This is a genomic window from Ideonella sp. (assembly GCF_044358605.1).
GTDB lineage: Bacteria > Pseudomonadota > Gammaproteobacteria > Burkholderiales > Burkholderiaceae_C > Ideonella.
This window is the reverse complement of sequence record NZ_JBIKNQ010000013.1, coordinates 43,042-59,939: the sequence shown is the minus strand read 5'-3', so window position 1 is coordinate 59,939 and position 16,898 is coordinate 43,042. Positions and strand designations below refer to the sequence as shown.

Below are 16,898 nucleotides of genomic sequence, written 5' to 3'. Positions count from 1 at the left end.
GTCAGCCTCCACCCCGCTGCATATACAGGTCGAAATAGCGCATGAACGTCTCGCGTTCAGACTCGCCCACGCCTTCAAACCGATAGCTCACCATCAGGTGAGGAAAGCGGGCTAGGCCCAGGGCGCGAGGGGGGAGCACGTCCCAGTGCAGGTGGAGCGAGCCTTGGCCAATCGTGACGATGGCGCTGTGCTCGGTGGGCAGGCTTAGGGCGTGCTTACGGCAGGCGCCGGGCAGCCAACGCAGCCAGTCGGCGGGGGTGCCGCCGGTGTCGCGGCTGAAGGTTTCTGGGATCGTGGGCACTCAGCCTCACCCACCCGCAATGGGCGGCCAGATGGCGAGGACGTCGCCCTCTTGCAGGGTGCGGCTGGCGCGCTCTTCGGGCGGGACATAGGTGCCGTTGACCAGCACCAAGTGCACCAGCTTGAGCGGCACGCCAAAGGGCTCGATGATGCCCAGGATGGTGGCCTCGGGGGCCACCTCCAGGGCCATCTGGTTGCTGTTGCGCTTGTCGACCGGCAGGTAGTCGGTCAGCGTGGCAAAGAGCTTGAAGGTGATTTGCATGCGGCGATGTTAGGGCCTGTTAACACTTCGGCAAGGGGCGCGAAGCGGTGAATTGGGGTGCCCATCTAGGCGCAATGCGCCGCCCGCACTGATGTGCGGGCAAGCGTTGCAACGACGAGGGGCACCCCAAGTCGCCGCTTCCCTTCGGGTTGTGGCCAAAAAGGGCGCATGCGGCGTTGCAAATCCTCGCCGGGCGGGCAGCCCGGCTCCGGTTTGCGTCTTGCCTGCGTCCTTTTTGACTCACAACGCGTCCCCTTGCCGTAGTGTTAACAGGCCCTAGGTGCAATCACCGAGGCTTGATGTGCGCATGGGCACTCTGGGCCTGGGCCGTGGCCAGGTAGGCGCTCATCAACTGCGTGGGGTCGGCCATCAGCTTCTCGCGCCACTCACCCAGTTTCACTTCGCCTTCCACCAGGCCGCGCATCACGCCCACATGCTCGGTCCAGCCGATGGAGTTGCAGCCCACCAGTTTTTCGTGGTCGAACTGCAGGCTTAAGAGCTTGCCATTGGCCTCGTCGGTCAGCTCCACATGCTGGCCGCCGGGCACGCCGTCCCATTTGCCAAAGCTGGCGGAGATCATGCCCAGCGTGTCCAGCACGTTGATCTGGGTCACGCCCTTCAGGCTGGTGGTTTGGCCTGCCATGTTCAGGGCCGCCACGCGGGCTTGCTCGGCGGCATTGGGCTGGATGGCGCTGACGATGGTCTTGCCGCTGACCTTGTCAAAGGCTTCGGCGCAATCGCCCGCCGCATAGATGCCGGGCACATTGGTTTGCAGGTGTTCGTCGGTCAGGATGCCCACCAAGCAGGTGATGCCGCTGTTCTCCAGAAAGCCGATGTTGGGCCGCACGCCGGTGGCGGAGATCACCAAGTCGGCTTCCAGCACTTGCCCGGTAGAGAGCTTGACCTGCATCGCACCGCTGGCGCTGCCCGCCGCCGCAGCGGGTGCTGGGGCGGGTGCTGGCGCGCTGCCCAGGCCGATGGCCGAGGCCAGCTTGCTGAGCAGGCCGGGCTCGGCGGCGGCCGGTGCTGGCGCAGCGGCGGCGCTGCCCGCGCGCTCAATCGCATCCACCCGCGCGCCGGTATAGACCTTCACGCCCTTGGCTTCGCACCATTGCTTGATCATGCGGCCGGCGGTGGGGCCCATCATGCGGGGCACCATGCGGTCGCCCATTTCCACCACGCTGAGCCGCACGCCGCGCATGGCGAGTGACTCCATGATGATGCAGCCGATGAAGCCCGCACCCATCTGCAGCACGCGCGCACCCGGCTTGGCCAGGGTCATGATGGCGCGAGCGTCTTCCAGCGTCCAGCAGGTGTGCACGCCGGGGCCGGTGATGCCGGGCACGGGGGGCTGCACGGGCGAAGAGCCGGTGCAGATGAGCAGCTTGTCAAACGACTCGCGGCTGCCGTCTTCCAGCACCACGGCGCGGGCGGTGATGTCCACCGCCTTGGCACGGCCATGGCGCAGCTCCACCCGCAGCGCGGCAAAGTGGCCGGGTGTGTGGCGCAGGTGGGTACCTTCTTCACCAACCTTGCCAATCAGCAGGTAAGGAATGGCCATGCGGGAGTAGGGCGCTTCGGGCTCGTCGCCAATGACCACGATCTGGTCGTTGGGGGCGTGCTTGCGGAGGGTCTCGGCCGCAATGACACCGGCCGGGCCGGCACCGAGGATGACGTGCTTCATGGTGAATGGTCTCAGAAAAAAGGCGGTGCTCAGCACCGCCTTGGGGTCAGGTTGACGCCACAGCCACAAAGGCCCTCCGCCAGAGACGCCAGCGGGTTGAGCTAGCAAAGCCCTGGGCTTCTCTCTCTCTGTGCCTCTGTGTCTCTGTGGCGGTCTTCAGCAAGCCCTCACAGACCCAGACGGCTGCGGGTCTCTGGCTTGAGCTGGCCGTCGGCGTCCCAACCACGGATGTCGTAGTAGATCGGCAGCATCTCGCCCAGCTTGTTGACCATGCCCTTGGCGGGGCCGGTCTTGGCGGGCTCGGTCAGCAGGCGCTTGGGCAGGGAGTCATCTTTGGAGGTGAAGCCAGCGCGGTTGTTGAAATCACGCTCCATGTTCCAGATGCGCTCGCCGATGGTGTTCAAGTTCTCCAGGGTGAACTCGTCGCCGCAGGCGGCGGCCACTTGCGGCTGCACATCGGCCAAGCCCCAGGCAAAGCTGGTGAAGATGCACACGCCGGCGGCGTCAAACGCGGCGGTGGCGTCTTGGAAGGCCTTAACCAGCTCAGGTTTGCCGTTAGATTCCAACGGGTCGGTCTTGACAGGGATGCCCAGCACCTCAGAGGCGATGGTGTAGCCGCGCAGGTGGCAAGCACCGCGGTTGGACGTGGCATAAGCCAAGCCAATGCCTTGGATGCCACGGCCGTCGTAGGCTGGGAACTCTTGGCCCTTGACCGACATGGACAGGTCCGGGTGGCCGTACTTGGCGGTCAGGCGCTTAGAGCCCTGGCCGATCTCTTTGCCAAAGCCTTCGCCCTTGGCCGTGATTTCGGCAAAGTAAGCCAGCGCTTGGGCCGAGCCAAATTTGGCGTCGATGCCAATTTGCTCTTTGGTCAGCACGCCCATTTCGTACAGTTCCATCACCGCGCCGATGGTGGCGCCGAAGGTGATGGGGTCCATGCCGTGCTCATTGCACAGCACGTTGGCGTATTGCAGGGTGTCCAGGTCGTTCACGCCGTTGGCAGCGCCCAGGGCCCAAGCCGCTTCGTACTCCAGGCCGCCAGAGGCACCCCAGTATTGCGGCTTGTTCTCGACGGTAAAGTGGTTCTGGTCGATCTTTTGAATGCGGCCGCAAGCAATGGTGCAACCAAAGCAGGCTTGGTTGGTGACCAGGGGCTTCTTGCCGTCGCTGCCCGGTGCGGTGCGGGGGCGGCCCATGGCTTCAGCGCCAATGTCGCCTGCACCTTCAAACTGCACATCGCGGTGGTTGCGGGTGGGCAGGGCGCCCACTTCGTTGATCACGCTCATCAGCACCTGGGTGCCCATGGCGGGCAGGCCCACGCCAGTGACGCCGTTCTCGGCCAAGATCTTCTTCTTCTCGGCCGTGACGCGCATGAACTCCTTGGGGTTGACCAAGTTGCCCACGCCCTTGGTGCCACGCACCACCACCGCCTTCAGGTTCTTGCTGCCCATCACTGCGCCCACGCCCGAGCGGCCGGCTGCACGGTGCAGGTCGTTCACCACAGCGGCGAACAGCACGAGGTTCTCACCAGCACCACCGATGCTGGAGACCCGAGCCAGCGGGTCTTGGTGAGCAGCCTTGATGGCTTTCTCAGTGTCCCAAACCGTCTTGCCCCAGAGGTGCGAAGCGTCTTTGAGTTCGGCCACATCGTTTTCGATGGACAGGTACACCGGCTTGGGTGACTTGCCTTCAAAAATGACCATGTCCCAGCCGGCCATCTTCAGCTCGGCGCCCCAGTAGCCGCCCGAGTTGGAGCAGGCAATGGCGCCTGTCAGCGGGCCCTTGGTGACCACGGTGTAGCGGCCGCCGGTGGAGGCCATGGTGCCGGTCAGCGGGCCGGTGGACCAGATGATTTTGTTGTCGGGCGACAGCGGGTCGACCTTGGGGTCGATTTCTTCGACCAGGTATTTAGACGCCAGGCCACGCGAGCCCAGGTATTGCTTGGCCCAATCCATGCGCAGCGGCTCAGAGGCCACCGTGCCGTTGGTCAGGTTGACGCGGAGAAGTTTTCCAGCCCAAGACATATGTGTTCCTTTAAGCTGCTGAGGAAGGTTGGTTGCCGAGCTTGTCAGCCCAGGCGGCCATCTTGTTCAGGCCCGTCCAGTTGGCGTCCACATAGGTGATGGCGCCGGTGGGGCAGGCGGTGGCGCAAGCGGGGTCGCCGCCGCAGAGGTCGCACTTCTGGACCTTGCCGGTCTCTTGCACGTAGTTGACCGTGCCAAACGGGCAGGAGATGGTGCAGACCTTGCAGCCCACGCAGGTGCTCTCGGACACGACTTTGGCGCCAGTGGCCTTGTCAACGGTAATGGCCTCGACCGGGCAGGCATGCAAGCACCAGGCTTCGTCGCACTGGGTGCAGGTGTAGGGCACTTTGCGGCCCGTCTCATGGAAGTCGAACACCTTGATGCGCGACTTGGCCGGCGCAAACACGCCGTAGTTTTCATAGCTGCAGGCCATTTCGCACTGCAGGCACCCGGTGCACTTCTCCGGGTTGATATGAAGGCTCTTCTGCATGGTTGTCTCTTTCGCAGTCGGTCCAGGGTATGGGACAGCCTCGAAGGGCTGGGTGCCACACGGGCGCCGTCCTCCTGGGTTGGGGTTATGCAATGATCTGCATAGCGCTGTGTTTTAGGAAGGCAGTGCAAACCCTGATTAAGCCTGTTGGGCGCAGGGTTGCTGTACCAGCGTGGGACGAAACGGGCGTTTTTGCGCGAATGGGCTAGGGTGCCTGCAGGGGCTTGCGCGTGCGCTGCCACAGGCCGTGGCCCGGGGCTCATGCATCGGCGGGTGGCTAAAGCCAACTGCCCTCGGTGCTCGGCCAAGGGCGTGCGCCGTCAAACTCCCGCCGTTCGCCTGCGGCTCACTTTGGTCAAACAGTGACGGCGAGTATGTTCTTGAAGCGCGCGAGGTCGCGCGCCACGCCCTTGCCCTGCGCGCCTCGGCGCCGAAGAAATCGCCCCGGGCCACGGCCTGTGGCAGCGCAGGTCCAGCGTTGGTGGCCTGCACGATTGGCGTGATGATCTTCCGCTGGAATCGCAGATGGCGCGCAGGGGAGGCACCCCAACTGAAGACTTCAGAGCACGCAAAGTCACCGTAGGCCACGGGTTGGTCGCCATAATGCTGCGCTGCCGAAGTGCCAGTTCGCGATTGCCTTTCAGAAGTCCAATCAATCAGACATGCACTCCTCCCGACAAGCGCTTGACTGCGTTCAAGGCAGTCTCGTTCAGGCGACGGCTTTTCGGGGGTAGATGCTTTATCTAAACACAAAATCTGGGGAGCGTTTCTCATGCCAACGATCAAGGCCTTTGCACTGTTCTGCGCAAAGTGTGCTGCCTTCACCACCATCTTTTGGGGAGTGTGGCTGGGGGTTCTTCGACCAATAGCAGCTCCTCCAGCCCAGGACAATGCAGCATCAGCGCAAGATGCGCAGGCGCAGATGGACGCATATGAAAGACAGTTGGCCCGCGTGACTCAACAGCTTGATGTCGCCGAAGGGCAGCAAAAGCGAACGGAGATGATCCTCTCCACCCAAGAAGAACATGCCAAACGCCTCGATGCTGTCTTGACCGCTTGGGAAAAACAAACCGGTTTGAAGAAGTAGCTCTCAAACGAGGTTATCGGCCCTGCTCCTTTCGGACGCGGGGCGCTGAGAGGCAAAGCCGTGCATTGCTGATTAGCCAGTCGCTGAGTCACGCCCCTCTATGAAACGCATGCATTCACCGCAAGCGTCGATTGAGTTCTGGCGTGGACGCATGAGGCTCCCACTGTCATGTGCCGCGCCGTGCCACTACACCACCCGCCCTGGCGCGGGGTAGGTCTTAGGGCGATTTGAGAGGCGCTGAGGCGCGCAGGGCAAGGGCGTGGCGCGTGTATTCACGCGCTTCAAAAACATACTCGCCGTCACTGTTTGACCATAGCGAGCGCATGCGAGCGGAGGGAGTTTGACGGCGCACGGCCTTGCCCGAGCACCGAAGGCAGTCGGCGTAGCCGACCGCCTCTCCATGAGCCCTGAGGCCTGCCCCGCGACAGGGCCTCGCAGGCTACAAACCCGCACTCAAGGCGCCATACACAAACAATGCACCGCCGCCGCATAAGGCTGGCGCCCCTCTAGCAGCTTGCGGGCCAAAGCCAGCTCACCCTGGTCTTGGCGAACCGCCCAAGCAGCGGCGTTGTGCAGCGGGCTGGTGTTGCTGCTCACCAAGCCTTGGAACAGGGGTGCGATGCTCACAGCAGCTTGGTCGCCCAAGCTGGCCAGCAGGCGGTCGAAGCGGCTGCGTTCAGGCTCCACGTACACCACGGCGGGTTTGTCGAGCTTGGCCAGGCTGGTGGCGGCGGTGATGGCGTCTTGCAGGCCGCCCAACTCGTCCACCAGGCCGCGCTCTTTGGCTTGTTGGCCGGTCCAGACGCGGCCTTGGGCCACGGCGTCCAACTCTTCGGGCTTCATCTTGCGCGCCGCAGCGGCTTGGCCGATGAAGCGGGTGTAGATGTCGTTGATGCCGGCTTGCACCACCTCGGCCATGCGCGGGTCCAAGGCGCGGCGGGGGTCATAGCCGCCAGCCAGCCAGGTGGTGCTGTAGCCGCCGGTGCGGATGGAGAGCTTGTCCATCAGGCCTTCGGCCGTGGGCAGCATGCCAAACACGCCGATGGAGCCGGTGATGGTGCCTTTGTCGGCCAGCACGCGGTCGCTGGACATGCTGATCCAATAGCCGCCCGAAGCGGCCACGTCGCCCATGGAGATGACCACGGGCTTGCCGGCGGTGCGGGTCACTTCCAACTCGCGGCGCACGATCTCTGATGCCAAGGCGCTGCCGCCAGGGGAGTTAACGCGCAAGACCACGGCCTTGATGCGTTCGTCTTCACGCGCTTGGCGGATGAGGCGGGCGGTGGAGTCACCACCGACGGTGCCGGGGTTGGCAAAGCCGTCGACGATCTCGCCCTCAGCCACCACCACGCCGACTGCCGGGCCGATGGTGGAAGGTTGCGGCGCTTGGCGGGCATAGTCAATCACATTGACTTGACGCACCTTTTTCTCGTCCAACGCGCCACCCTTGATGACCTTGTCGCGGAACTGGTCGCGCGTCATCACGCTGTCCACCAGCTTGGTGTCCAGGGCCAGCTTGGCGCCGTCGCCGCCGGTGGCTTTGAGGGCTTCGGGCAGGGTGTTGATGAGCTTGGTGATGCTGCCTGCGGGCAGTTTGCGCTGGCTTTCCACGCCGCTCATGTAGTCGGCCCAAAGGGCGTCATACAAAAAGGCGTCGGCCTCCAGCGCTGCCTTGGAGGGCGCGTTGGCAATATAGGGCTCGCCAAAGCTTTTGAAGGTGCCGACGCGCAGCAAATGCACGGTGATGCCCAGGCGATCCAGCGTGTCTTTGTAGTAGTTGCGCATGCGGCCAAAGCCGCTCAGCTCGACCATGCCCATGGGGTGCAGGTGGACCTCGCTGGCGTGGCTGGCCAGGTAGTAGCCTGCTTGGCTGTAGTGCTCGCCGTAGCTCAGCACCGGCTTGTTGCAAGCCTTGAACTGCGTCAGCGCGGTGCCCACCTCACGCAGCTGGGCCATGCCTGCGCCTTCAAACTCGCTCACATCCAGCACGGCTTGGCTGATGTTGGGGTCTTTGCAAGCTTCTTTCAGCGCCGCCAGCACGTCGCGCAGGCGGGTCTGGTGAACCATCTCGCCCTGGGCGCCTGCCAGCAGGTGTTCGCGCGGCGAGCCCGCCACTTCTTCCACCAGCCTGCCCTGCAGGTTCAGCACCAGTGTGGTTTTGTCCTTGGGCTTATCGGGGCTGCTGGTGAAGAGGGCGACCGCAATGGCGATCAGCACCAACAGGATGATCAAGTTGAAGAAGGCGCGGCGGCACAAATCCAGGAACCACCAAATGCCTTTGAAGAACGCCACAAAGGGCGACGCGATTGAGCTGAACGACATGACACACCTGCCAATGAAAAGAGGCCGCCCGTGCTTGGGCGGCCTCGCGGATGTTAAGCGGCACCACGCGCAGGCGCCGCTACCAAGTTGGGGGCTTTCTCAGCGTTTGCTCAAGATCAGCGGGCAGCGTTGGGGAAAAACAATTGTTCGCCGTTGATTTTGTAGGCGGCGATGTTGGCTTGGCCGGCGGGTGAGGTCACCCAGTCGGCAAACTGCTGGGCCAGCGCGGTCTTCACATGCGGGTGCTTGGCCGGGTTGACCACCATCACGCCGTATTGGTTGAACAGCACCTTGTCGCCTTCGACCAGCACGGCCAGCTCACCCCGGTTCTTGAAAGACAACCAAGTGCCACGGTCCGTCAGCACATAGGCGTTGGTGGAGGAGCCCATGTTCAGCGCCGGGCCCATGCCGCAGCCGCACTCCTTGTAGCCAGCGGGTTTGGCGGCAGCCATGTCCACGCCCGCAGCCTTCCAGAGGCGCAGCTCGGCGGCGTGGGTGCCGCTCTTGTCGCCGCGCGAGATAAAGGGTGCGCCGCTGCTGCCAATCTTGCCCAGGGCGGCAGCCACCGTCTGGCCCTTGACCTTGGCCGGGTCGCTGGCCGGGCCGACGATGACAAAGTCGTTGTACATCACGGCTTTGCGCTGGGTCGCGAAGCCCTCGGCGACGAACTTTTCTTCGGCCACGGTGTCGTGCACAAAGACCACATCGGCATCACCACGGCGGCCCATGTCCAGAGCCTGGCCAGTGCCCACGGCCACCACCTTGACCTCAATGCCGGTGGCGGCCTTGAAGGCCGGCAGCATGTGGGCAAACAGGCCCGACTGTTCGGTGGAGGTGGTCGAGGCCATCAACAGCGATTTGTCTTGCGCCTGCAGCAGCGGGGCCGTCAGCAGCAGGGCGGCGGCAGCAGCCAGAGCACGCAGGGCGGGGCGGCGGGAAGAGGTCATGTCCATGGCAATTCTCCTTTGAGGAACTGGGCCGCTGCCTCGGGCAGCGTGTCATTGAAAAAAGCATCCACGGGGCGCTGCACCACCAGCTGCCCCGCTTCCAGGTAAGCCACGTGGGTGGCCAAGCGCTTGGCTTGGCCCAGGTTGTGCGTGCTCATCACCACGCTGACGCCGTCTTGGCCAAACTCGGCAATCAGGCTTTCCACCTCGCGCTTGGCTGATGGGTCTAGGCTGGCGGTGGGTTCATCCAAGAACAGGATGTCGGGTTGCAAGGCCCAGGCTCGCGCCAGGGCCAAACGCTGCTGCTGGCCGCCAGAGAGCGCATGGGCGGGGCGCTGGGCCAGCTCGCGCAGGCCCACGCGGCGCAGCGCTTCGTCGGCCCGCTGGGCGCGCTGCGCTGCGGGCACGCCGCGCAGCCACAGCCCCAGGCGCAGGTTGCGCTGCACGCTGAAGCTCAAGAAAAAAGGCTTTTGGAACAACATGGCCGACACCGGCGGCAGGCCGGTGGCGGGCAGGGCATGCACCTGCCGCTGGCCGTGGCTCAATGTCTGCAGGCCGTTCAGGGCCCGCAGCAAGGTGGTCTTGCCCGAGCCATTGGCGCCCAGCAGGGCCAGGCGCTCGCCTTGGTGCAGTGTCAGGCTGACCTGCGACAGCGCCCGCACCTGGCCTGCGGCGTAGAGCACGCTGGCGTCTTGCAGGCTGAGGAGCGGGGAGGCGACGCTCATAGCGCCTCCACAGGCAAGCGGCTGCCGCGCTGCACCAGCGCGATCACACCATTGACCACGCCGACCACGCCCAGCAGCACGGCGCCCAGGGCCAGGGCCAGGGGCAGGTCGCCTTTGCTGGTCTCTAGGGCAATGGCGGTGGTCATCACCCGGGTGTTGCCCAGGATGTTGCCGCCCACAATCATCACCGCGCCCACCTCGGCCACGGCGCGGCCAAAGGCGGTGAGCATCACCGTCAGCACGCCCAGGCGCTGGTGGGCCAGCATCAGCAAGGCGCGCAGCAAGGGGCCGGCACCCAAGGCGGCCAATTGATCACCGCCCTCGGCCAGTGCATCCATCACCAAGCGACGCGAGAGCGCCGCGATCAAAGGCACCACGAGGATGGTCTGCGCAATGATCATGGCCGTGGGGGTGAAGAGCAAGCCCCAAGAGCCCAGCGGCCCCGAGCGCGAGAGCATCAAATACACCAGCAGCCCCACGACCACCGAGGGCAGGGCCAGCAGCGTGTTGAGCAGCCACACCAGCCCGCCGTGGCCGGGAAAGCGCGCCACGGCCAACCAAGCGCCCAAGACCAGGCCCAACACGGCGCCCACTGCGCAAGCGCTGAGGCTGACCTTGAGCGACAGCCCCACGATGGCCAGCAGCTCGCTGTCAAAGCGAGTGATCATCTGCAGGGCAAGGACGAGGCTGTCGGAGAGCGTGTTCATGGACGGGCGCGATTCTGTCGTGGCCCTTTGGGTTGAGCGATATGCATGGGAATGCATAAGGGATGGAGAGGGCTTGTCTTCAGGCTGCTCGTTTGCCCACCCAGAGGGTTTTCACCGAGGCACGTTTTCAGCTTCCGAGGCCCAAACCCATCACGCCGCCACTAACATAGCTGCGGAAAAATAGAACGACCGTTCTATTTTTATTCGTGTCTTGTCTCCACCTACGGAATGTGTCCATGACAGAGTCATTCAGCCGCCCCTGGCACGCGTCGTATCAGCAGCTCGGAATAGCCCCCAGCCTGGAACCTCTGCCCTATCGCAATCTGGCCGAGTTGGCCCATGAGTGCTGCAAAAAGTGGCAGGCCGAAAGCCAGGTCAAGGCCGCCTTCAGTTGCGTGGTGCCCAATGGCATGAACGGCAGGCTGAGTTTTGCGCAGGTGGATGAGTTGTCTGACGCGTTTGCCGCCTACCTGCGTGCGGTGCTGGGCCTCAAGGCCGGAGACCGTGTTGCGGTGCAACTGCCCAACAGCCTGGGCTACCCGGTGGCGGCACTGGGGGTGTTCAAAGCGGGTTGCGTGTTGGTGAACACCAATCCGCTCTATACCGAGACGGAAATGATCCACCAATTCAACAACGCCGGGGCCAAGGCGCTGGTGATGGTGGACATGTTTGCCGACAAGCTGCCCGCAGTGTTGGCCAAGACCGGCATCGAGAAAGTGGTGCTGGCGGCGGTGTCAGAGTTCTTCCCGACCGTCCCAGGTGCCATCGTGCGCGGCGTGCAGCGCTACTGGAACCGGGTGCTCCCACCCGTGACGGCGCCGCATGTGCGCCTGCAAGACGCCCTGGCCCAAGGCCGGGCGACCTTGGCCCAAACGCCCGCCAGAACCTACTGGGAAGGCGTGGGCCGCCATGACCTGGCGGTGCTGCAGTACACCGGCGGCACCACAGGCGTGAGCAAAGGCGCGATGCTGACGCACGACAACTTGCTCAACAACATCCAGCAAACGCGCGCCATGGGGCAGAGCCATATGGCCCCAGGTCAAGAGTGTGTGCTGACGGCCTTGCCGCTCTATCACATCTTCGCGTTCACGGCCAACTTGCTGGGCTTCCTCTCCATCGGCGGGCACAACGTGTTGATCCCCAACCCGCGCCCAGTACAGAACCTGCAGCGGGCGATAGAGAACTATCCGATCACCTGGACCACCGGGGTCAACACCCTGTTCAATGGCCTGCTCAACGAAGAGTGGTTTGTGGCCTTTCCGCCCAAGTCGCTCAAGGCCTCCATCTCGGGTGGTACCTCGTTGCACACCGCGGTGGCGCAGCGCTGGCGCGAGCTGACCCAAACCCCGATTGCAGAGGGTTATGGCCTGACCGAGACCGCGCCGGTGGTCAGCTTCAACCCCCTGACCGGCACACCCAAGGACGGCAGCATTGGGATTCCTGCACCGGGCACCGATGTGCGCTTGGTGGGAGACGACGGGCAGGATGTGAAGCCCGGGGCGCCGGGTGAGATCTGGGTGCGTGGCCCGCAGGTCATGCAGGGTTACTGGCAGGCAGAGGCGGAAACCGCCCAGGTCATGCACGGCGATTGGTTTGCCACTGGGGATGTGGCGGTGATGGATGAAGCAGGCTTCATGCGCATCGTGGACCGCAAGAAGGACATGATTCTGGTCTCCGGCTTCAATGTCTACCCCAACGAGGTGGAGGATGTGATTGCCGACATGGATCACGTGTTGGAGGTGGCGGTGATCGGCGTGCCCGACGCCAAAACCGGCGAGGCGGTGCGTGCCTACGTGGTGCAGAACCCGGACCACGCCAAGGAGGTGACGCCGGCCGATGTGATCGCGCACTGCAAGCAGCACCTGGCCGCCTACAAAGTGCCCAAGCTGGTGGTGGTGCGAGACGAACTGCCCAAGAGTCCCATCGGCAAGGTTTTGCGCAAAGACCTGCGCAAGGCTGTGGCCCAAGAGATGAGCTGTGGCTGAGAAGCCCCTGACCGCTTTGAATTGAAAGAAGAATTCCCATGCTCACCGATTTCGAAACCAAGCTGCTGGGCATCATGATGATCGTCATCATGCTCGGCATGGGCGCCTCCCTCACTTGGCGCGACTTCCGCATCGCCTTTCGCAAGCCCAAGGGGGTGATGGTTGGCCTGCTGTGCCAGTACGGCATCATGCCGCTGCTGGGCTTTGTCTTGGCGAAGGCGCTGGATTTGTCGCCTGCGCTGACCGTCGGCCTGATCCTGATGGCCTGCATGCCTGGCGGCACCACCTCCAACATCTTCACCTACTTCAGCAAAGCGGTGCTGGCCTTGTCGATCATGATGACCTCGATGTCGTCTCTGGTGGCCCTGGGCATGGTGCCTGCCTTGCTGGAGTTCTATTCGCAACTGGCCGGCCTGGACAGTGGCTTCAAGATTCCGGCGGGCAATGTGGCTCAGGTGCTGTTCGTGCTGCTGATTCCCACCGTGATCGGCATGACTCTGCGCAAGCTCAACCCGAACATTGGCGCGACGATTGAATTGCTCGGCGGCTTCCTGGGCGTGATGGTTATTTTGTTCTTGGTCGTGACCTGGATCCCTCGCAACTACATGCTGTTGGCCACCACGCCCTGGTATGTGTTTTTTGCGGCCATAGGCTTGGGTGTTTTCGGTATTGCTCTGGGCTATGTGTTGGCGCGCTTGCTCAAGCAGGACCCTAACCGCAGCCGCACCATTGCGCTGGAAACCGGCATCCAGAATGGGCCGCTGGCCGTGCTGATCGTGACGCTGACCTTCACCGGCACCATGCAGCAAGAGGTGCTGCTGATCCCAGTGCTGTATTCCTTGTTCATCGTCATCACCTCCAGCATCGTGACCGTGTTCTTCCGCCGCAAGAGCGAGGCCGAAGCCTTGGCCCGTGACCGCGCCAAGCAGGGCTCTGTCATGGCCAGTTGAGCCTTGCTTAGCCAGCCCCTCAAGGCTTGAGTCCATCGGCCCTTGGCGTCCGTCGTTCGCAGCCCCCTCCCGAGACAAAAGGGCGGGCGGGATGGACGCACAATGCGGCACTGACTTGAACCCTTGAAAGCACGCTCCATGCTTGGTCCTTCTCCCCTGATGGCTGGTGATGAACTCCCGGTGGCCGAGGCGCGTGCCCGCATTCAAGCGGCACTGCGCCCCATCGCTGACGTAGAGACGCTGCCGCTGCGCCAAGCTTTGGGTCGCATCCTGGCGGCCGATGTCATCAGCCCGATTGCTGTGCCGGCCCACGACAACTCGGCCATGGACGGCTATGCCCTGCATGGCGCTGACCTGCAGGCAGACGCGCCTACGCTGCTGCGCGCCTTGTCAGGCGTCACCGTGTTTGCAGGCAAGCCCCTGGCGCAGCCCGTGGGGCGCGGCCAGTGTGTGCGCATCATGACGGGGGCCGTCATGCCCGAGGGCCTTGACACCGTGGTGCCGATCGAGCTGTGCCACGTGGGGGCGGATGCTGCAGGCGACACCGTCACGCTCAAGCCCGGCGTTTTGAAGCCGGGTGAAAACCGCCGCAAGCGCGGCGAAGACTTGGCCCTGGGCCAGCCGGCCTTGCGTGCGGGCCACCTGCTGCGCCCGGCAGACTTAGGGCTACTGGCCTCGCTGGGCGTGGCTGACTTGCAGGTTTTCAGGCGCCTGAAGGTGGCGCTGTTTTCCACCGGCAATGAGCTGCGCACCTTGGGCCAGCCGCTGGAAGAGGGCTGCATCTATGACAGCAACCGCTTCAGCCTGATGGGCGCTTTGGAGCGCTTGGGCCTTGAGGTGCTGGACTTGGGGCTGGTGGCCGACGACCCGGTGGCGCTCAATGCCACCTTGGATCAAGCCCTCGCCCAAGCCGATGTGGTGCTGACCAGCGGTGGCGTGAGCATGGGCGATGCCGACTACACCCGCGACCTGTTGGCCGCGCGCGGTGAGGTCGGGTTTTGGAAGGTGGCGATGCGCCCCGGCCGCCCGTTCGCCTTTGGCCCACTGCATGCGGCGGCTGGGCGCACGGCCTGGCTGTTTGCGCTACCGGGCAACCCGGTGGCAGCCTTGGTCACCTTCTATGCCTTTGCGCGTGAGGCTTTGCTGGTCTTGGCCGGGGCCACGCCACGGCCGCTGCCGGTGCTCAAGGCGCGCAGCGTGGCGGCCATCCGCAAGCGGCCGGGGCGCACCGAGTATCAGCGCGGTATCGTCAGCTTGGGCGACGATGGCCGTTGGGAGGTGCGCCTCACCGGTGCCCAGGGCGCAGGCATTTTGCGCAGCATGACCGAGGCTAATGCCTTGGTGGTGCTGGGACACGAGCAAGGCGCAGTGGCGGCCGGCGATGAGGTGCAGGTGAGCTTGTTCGACGGCTTGGTGTGACCGGCATTGCGCCACAGCCCGCTGCCAGGAGTTTGTGCAAAGGTGGCACAGCACTGGCGTAGCAGACCGCGTTTACCCTAGCTCAGGCCATGGCTTTTTCGCCCACTGAGGCTGGAAATGCCGCTTGGAAGTCGCTTTGAAGGTTGGCACGATTGTTGCCGGGAAAACCTCCCGGAACGCTGGAAAACCCACCCAGCGTGACACAGCTGCACACCTCTTCAGAAGGAGACATTCCATGCGTTTGAAATTGCTGCCCTTGCTGCTCACCGTCGGCCTAGCCTCGATGACGGCACAAGCCACCGTGACCGATCAAATGATCGAGAACGATGCCAAGACCACCGGTGACATTTTGTCCTGGGGCTTGGGCACCCAAGGCCAACGTTATTCCCCCCTCAAGCAGATCAACCCCAAGAGCATTGACCGCCTGGTACCAGCATGGTCCTTTTCCTTTGGTGGAGAGAAGCAGCGCGGCCAGCAATCTCAGCCCCTGATCCACAAGGGCAAGATGTTTGTCACGGGGTCGTATTCGCGCATTTATGCGCTGGACGTAGCGACTGGCAAGAAGCTCTGGAAGTATGAGCATCGTCTGCCTGACGGCATCATGCCCTGCTGCGACGTGATCAACCGCGGCGCGGCGCTCTACGACAACTTGGTCATTTTCATGACCCTGGATGCCCAGATCGTGGCGTTGGATCAGAACACTGGTGATGTGGTCTGGAAAGAGAAGATCGACAACTACGCCGATGGCTACTCTGGTACGGCCGCGCCCCTGATCGCGGGTGGTCTGTTGCTGACCGGCGTGTCCGGTGGTGAGTTCGGTGTGGTCGGGCGCGTTGAAGCGCGTAACCCCAAAACCGGCCAGTTGGTGTGGACGCGCCCCACCGTCGAAGGCCACATGGGCTACAAGTGGGACGACAAGGGCAACAGGACCGAGAACGGCATCTCGGGCACCACCAACAAGACCTGGCCGGGTGACCTGTGGAAGACCGGCGGCGCAGCCACTTGGCTGGGCGGCACCTTCGACAGCAAGACCGGCCTGGCCTATTTCGGCTCCGGCAATCCGGCACCCTGGAACAGCCACCTGCGCAAGGGTGACAACCTGTTCTCGTGCTCGACCATTGCCATTGACATCAAGACCGGCCAGATCAAGTGGCATTACCAAAATACGCCCAATGATGGTTGGGACTATGACGGCGTCAACGAGTTCATCACCTATGACCAAGATGGCCGTCGTCTGGGCGGCAAGGCCGACCGTAATGGCTTCTTCTATGTGAACGATGCGACCACGGGTCAACTGGTGAATGCCTTCCCCTTTGTCAAGAAGGTGACCTGGGCCACGGGGATCGACTTGAAAACAGGCCGACCGAACTTCGTGCCCGAGAACCGCCCTGGTGATCCGACGGCCGGTGCAGATGGTAAGAAAGGACAGTCTGTCTTTGCTGCGCCCGGCTTCTTAGGCGGCAAGAACCAGATGCCCATGGCCTACAGCCCAGACACAGGCCTGTTCTATGTCCCGGCCAATGAGTGGGGCATGGAGATTTGGAATGAGCCCGTCACCTACAAAAAGGGTGCGGCTTACCTGGGTGCGGGTTTCACCATCAAGACGCTGAACGAGGACTACATTGGCGCCATGCGCGCGATGGATCCGAAGACCGGCAAGATTGTCTGGGAGGTGAAGAACAATGCGCCCTTGTGGAGCGGTGTCTTGACCACCGGTGGCAACTTGGTGTTCTGGGGTACGCCTGAAGGCTATCTACAAGCCGCAGACGCCAAGACCGGCAAGATCGTCTGGAAGTTCCAAACGGGCTCCGGCGTGGTTGCTCCTCCGGTGACCTGGGAGCAAAACGGCCAGCAGTTCGTGGCCGTGGTCTCCGGCTGGGGTGGCGCTGTGCCGCTGTGGGGTGGTGACGTGGCCAAGAAGGTCAACTACCTGGAGCAGGGCGGCTCGGTCTGGGTCTTCAAGCTCTTGAAGTAATCGCCACCGAGGCAGGCCGCT

At 63.4% G+C, this 16,898-nt stretch carries 14 protein-coding genes; 5 read left to right on the top strand and 9 right to left on the bottom strand.

Annotation, left to right across the window (positions count from 1 at the left end; genetic code table 11):
* Position 1 precedes the first annotated feature (1 nt).
* The 5 genes from ACIQ3Q_RS06875 to ACIQ3Q_RS06855 all read right to left on the bottom strand — a co-directional run bounded on the left by ACIQ3Q_RS06875 (position 2) and on the right by ACIQ3Q_RS06855 (position 4,760).
* Positions 2-301 (bottom strand): hypothetical protein, encoded by a 300-nt coding sequence (locus tag ACIQ3Q_RS06875; RefSeq protein ID WP_396268281.1) that lies wholly within the window; start codon positions 299-301, stop codon positions 2-4.
* 6 nt (positions 302-307) lie between these two features.
* The gene (locus tag ACIQ3Q_RS06870; RefSeq protein ID WP_396268280.1) at positions 308-562 is read right to left on the bottom strand and encodes a MoaD/ThiS family protein; all 255 of its coding nucleotides are present in this window, start codon (positions 560-562) and stop codon (positions 308-310) included.
* Positions 563-848: 286 nt separating this feature from the next.
* Entirely contained in the window at positions 849-2,246 is a 1,398-nt protein-coding gene (locus ACIQ3Q_RS06865; RefSeq protein WP_396268279.1) for an NAD(P)/FAD-dependent oxidoreductase, read from the bottom strand.
* Positions 2,247-2,413: 167 nt separating this feature from the next.
* Complete coding sequence (locus ACIQ3Q_RS06860; protein WP_396268278.1) at positions 2,414-4,270, bottom strand: aldehyde ferredoxin oxidoreductase family protein; 1,857 nt, start codon at positions 4,268-4,270, stop codon at positions 2,414-2,416.
* 10 nt (positions 4,271-4,280) lie between these two features.
* Entirely contained in the window at positions 4,281-4,760 is a 480-nt protein-coding gene (locus ACIQ3Q_RS06855) for a 4Fe-4S dicluster domain-containing protein (RefSeq protein WP_396268277.1), read from the bottom strand.
* A gap of 772 nt (positions 4,761-5,532) precedes the next feature.
* Here ACIQ3Q_RS06855 and ACIQ3Q_RS06850 point away from each other — a divergent pair.
* Entirely contained in the window at positions 5,533-5,847 is a 315-nt protein-coding gene (locus tag ACIQ3Q_RS06850; protein ID WP_396268276.1) for a hypothetical protein, read from the top strand.
* A 453-nt stretch (positions 5,848-6,300) separates the two neighbouring features.
* On the opposite strand, the gene sppA is transcribed toward ACIQ3Q_RS06850, so the two are convergent.
* From sppA to ACIQ3Q_RS06830, 4 genes are all read right to left on the bottom strand, one after another.
* On the bottom strand, positions 6,301-8,169 hold the full coding sequence (gene sppA / locus ACIQ3Q_RS06845; RefSeq protein ID WP_396268275.1) for a signal peptide peptidase SppA: 1,869 nt from the start codon (positions 8,167-8,169) through the stop codon (positions 6,301-6,303).
* Between the two features lie 116 nt (positions 8,170-8,285).
* Positions 8,286-9,122 carry a substrate-binding domain-containing protein gene (locus ACIQ3Q_RS06840; protein WP_396268274.1) on the bottom strand — a complete coding sequence of 279 codons (837 nt, stop codon included), beginning with the start codon at positions 9,120-9,122 and terminating at the stop codon, positions 8,286-8,288.
* Positions 9,113-9,841 (bottom strand): phosphate ABC transporter ATP-binding protein, encoded by a 729-nt coding sequence (locus ACIQ3Q_RS06835; protein WP_396268273.1) that lies wholly within the window; start codon positions 9,839-9,841, stop codon positions 9,113-9,115. The genes ACIQ3Q_RS06840 and ACIQ3Q_RS06835 overlap by 10 nt, the downstream gene beginning before the upstream one ends.
* Positions 9,838-10,548: an ABC transporter permease gene (locus tag ACIQ3Q_RS06830; RefSeq protein WP_396268272.1), complete on the bottom strand. Its 711-nt coding sequence runs from the start codon at positions 10,546-10,548 to the stop codon at positions 9,838-9,840. The genes ACIQ3Q_RS06835 and ACIQ3Q_RS06830 overlap by 4 nt, the downstream gene beginning before the upstream one ends.
* 236 nt (positions 10,549-10,784) lie before the next feature.
* Here ACIQ3Q_RS06830 and ACIQ3Q_RS06825 point away from each other — a divergent pair, with 236 nt between their 5' ends.
* The 4 genes from ACIQ3Q_RS06825 (at position 10,785) to ACIQ3Q_RS06810 (ending at position 16,877) form a co-directional block, all read left to right on the top strand.
* Positions 10,785-12,533 (top strand): AMP-binding protein, encoded by a 1,749-nt coding sequence (locus tag ACIQ3Q_RS06825; protein WP_396268271.1) that lies wholly within the window; start codon positions 10,785-10,787, stop codon positions 12,531-12,533.
* Positions 12,534-12,571: 38 nt separating this feature from the next.
* Positions 12,572-13,483 carry a bile acid:sodium symporter gene (locus ACIQ3Q_RS06820; RefSeq protein WP_396268270.1) on the top strand — a complete coding sequence of 304 codons (912 nt, stop codon included), beginning with the start codon at positions 12,572-12,574 and terminating at the stop codon, positions 13,481-13,483.
* 138 nt (positions 13,484-13,621) lie between these two features.
* Complete coding sequence (gene glp, locus ACIQ3Q_RS06815) at positions 13,622-14,902, top strand: gephyrin-like molybdotransferase Glp (protein ID WP_396268269.1); 1,281 nt, start codon at positions 13,622-13,624, stop codon at positions 14,900-14,902.
* 235 nt (positions 14,903-15,137) lie between these two features.
* Positions 15,138-16,877 carry a PQQ-dependent methanol/ethanol family dehydrogenase gene (locus ACIQ3Q_RS06810; protein ID WP_396268268.1) on the top strand — a complete coding sequence of 580 codons (1,740 nt, stop codon included), beginning with the start codon at positions 15,138-15,140 and terminating at the stop codon, positions 16,875-16,877.
* Positions 16,878-16,898 lie beyond the last annotated feature (21 nt).

Excerpts from the sequence above, each read along its gene's own strand:
- glp (WP_396268269.1), top strand. The coding sequence starts at position 13,622 with ATGCTTGGTCCTTCTCCCCTGATGGCTGGTGATGAACTCCCGGTGGCC.
- ACIQ3Q_RS06825 (WP_396268271.1), top strand. The coding sequence starts at position 10,785 with ATGACAGAGTCATTCAGCCGCCCCTGGCACGCGTCGTATCAGCAGCTC.
- ACIQ3Q_RS06830 (WP_396268272.1), bottom strand. The coding sequence starts at position 10,548 with ATGAACACGCTCTCCGACAGCCTCGTCCTTGCCCTGCAGATGATCACT.
- ACIQ3Q_RS06850 (WP_396268276.1), top strand. The coding sequence starts at position 5,533 with ATGCCAACGATCAAGGCCTTTGCACTGTTCTGCGCAAAGTGTGCTGCC.
- ACIQ3Q_RS06810 (WP_396268268.1), top strand. The coding sequence starts at position 15,138 with ATGCGTTTGAAATTGCTGCCCTTGCTGCTCACCGTCGGCCTAGCCTCG.
- ACIQ3Q_RS06820 (WP_396268270.1), top strand. The coding sequence starts at position 12,572 with ATGCTCACCGATTTCGAAACCAAGCTGCTGGGCATCATGATGATCGTC.
- ACIQ3Q_RS06865 (WP_396268279.1), bottom strand. The coding sequence starts at position 2,246 with ATGAAGCACGTCATCCTCGGTGCCGGCCCGGCCGGTGTCATTGCGGCC.
- ACIQ3Q_RS06870 (WP_396268280.1), bottom strand. The coding sequence starts at position 562 with ATGCAAATCACCTTCAAGCTCTTTGCCACGCTGACCGACTACCTGCCG.
- ACIQ3Q_RS06840 (WP_396268274.1), bottom strand. The coding sequence starts at position 9,122 with ATGGACATGACCTCTTCCCGCCGCCCCGCCCTGCGTGCTCTGGCTGCT.
- sppA (WP_396268275.1), bottom strand. The coding sequence starts at position 8,169 with ATGTCGTTCAGCTCAATCGCGTCGCCCTTTGTGGCGTTCTTCAAAGGC.
- ACIQ3Q_RS06835 (WP_396268273.1), bottom strand. The coding sequence starts at position 9,841 with ATGAGCGTCGCCTCCCCGCTCCTCAGCCTGCAAGACGCCAGCGTGCTC.
- ACIQ3Q_RS06860 (WP_396268278.1), bottom strand. The coding sequence starts at position 4,270 with ATGTCTTGGGCTGGAAAACTTCTCCGCGTCAACCTGACCAACGGCACG.
- ACIQ3Q_RS06855 (WP_396268277.1), bottom strand. The coding sequence starts at position 4,760 with ATGCAGAAGAGCCTTCATATCAACCCGGAGAAGTGCACCGGGTGCCTG.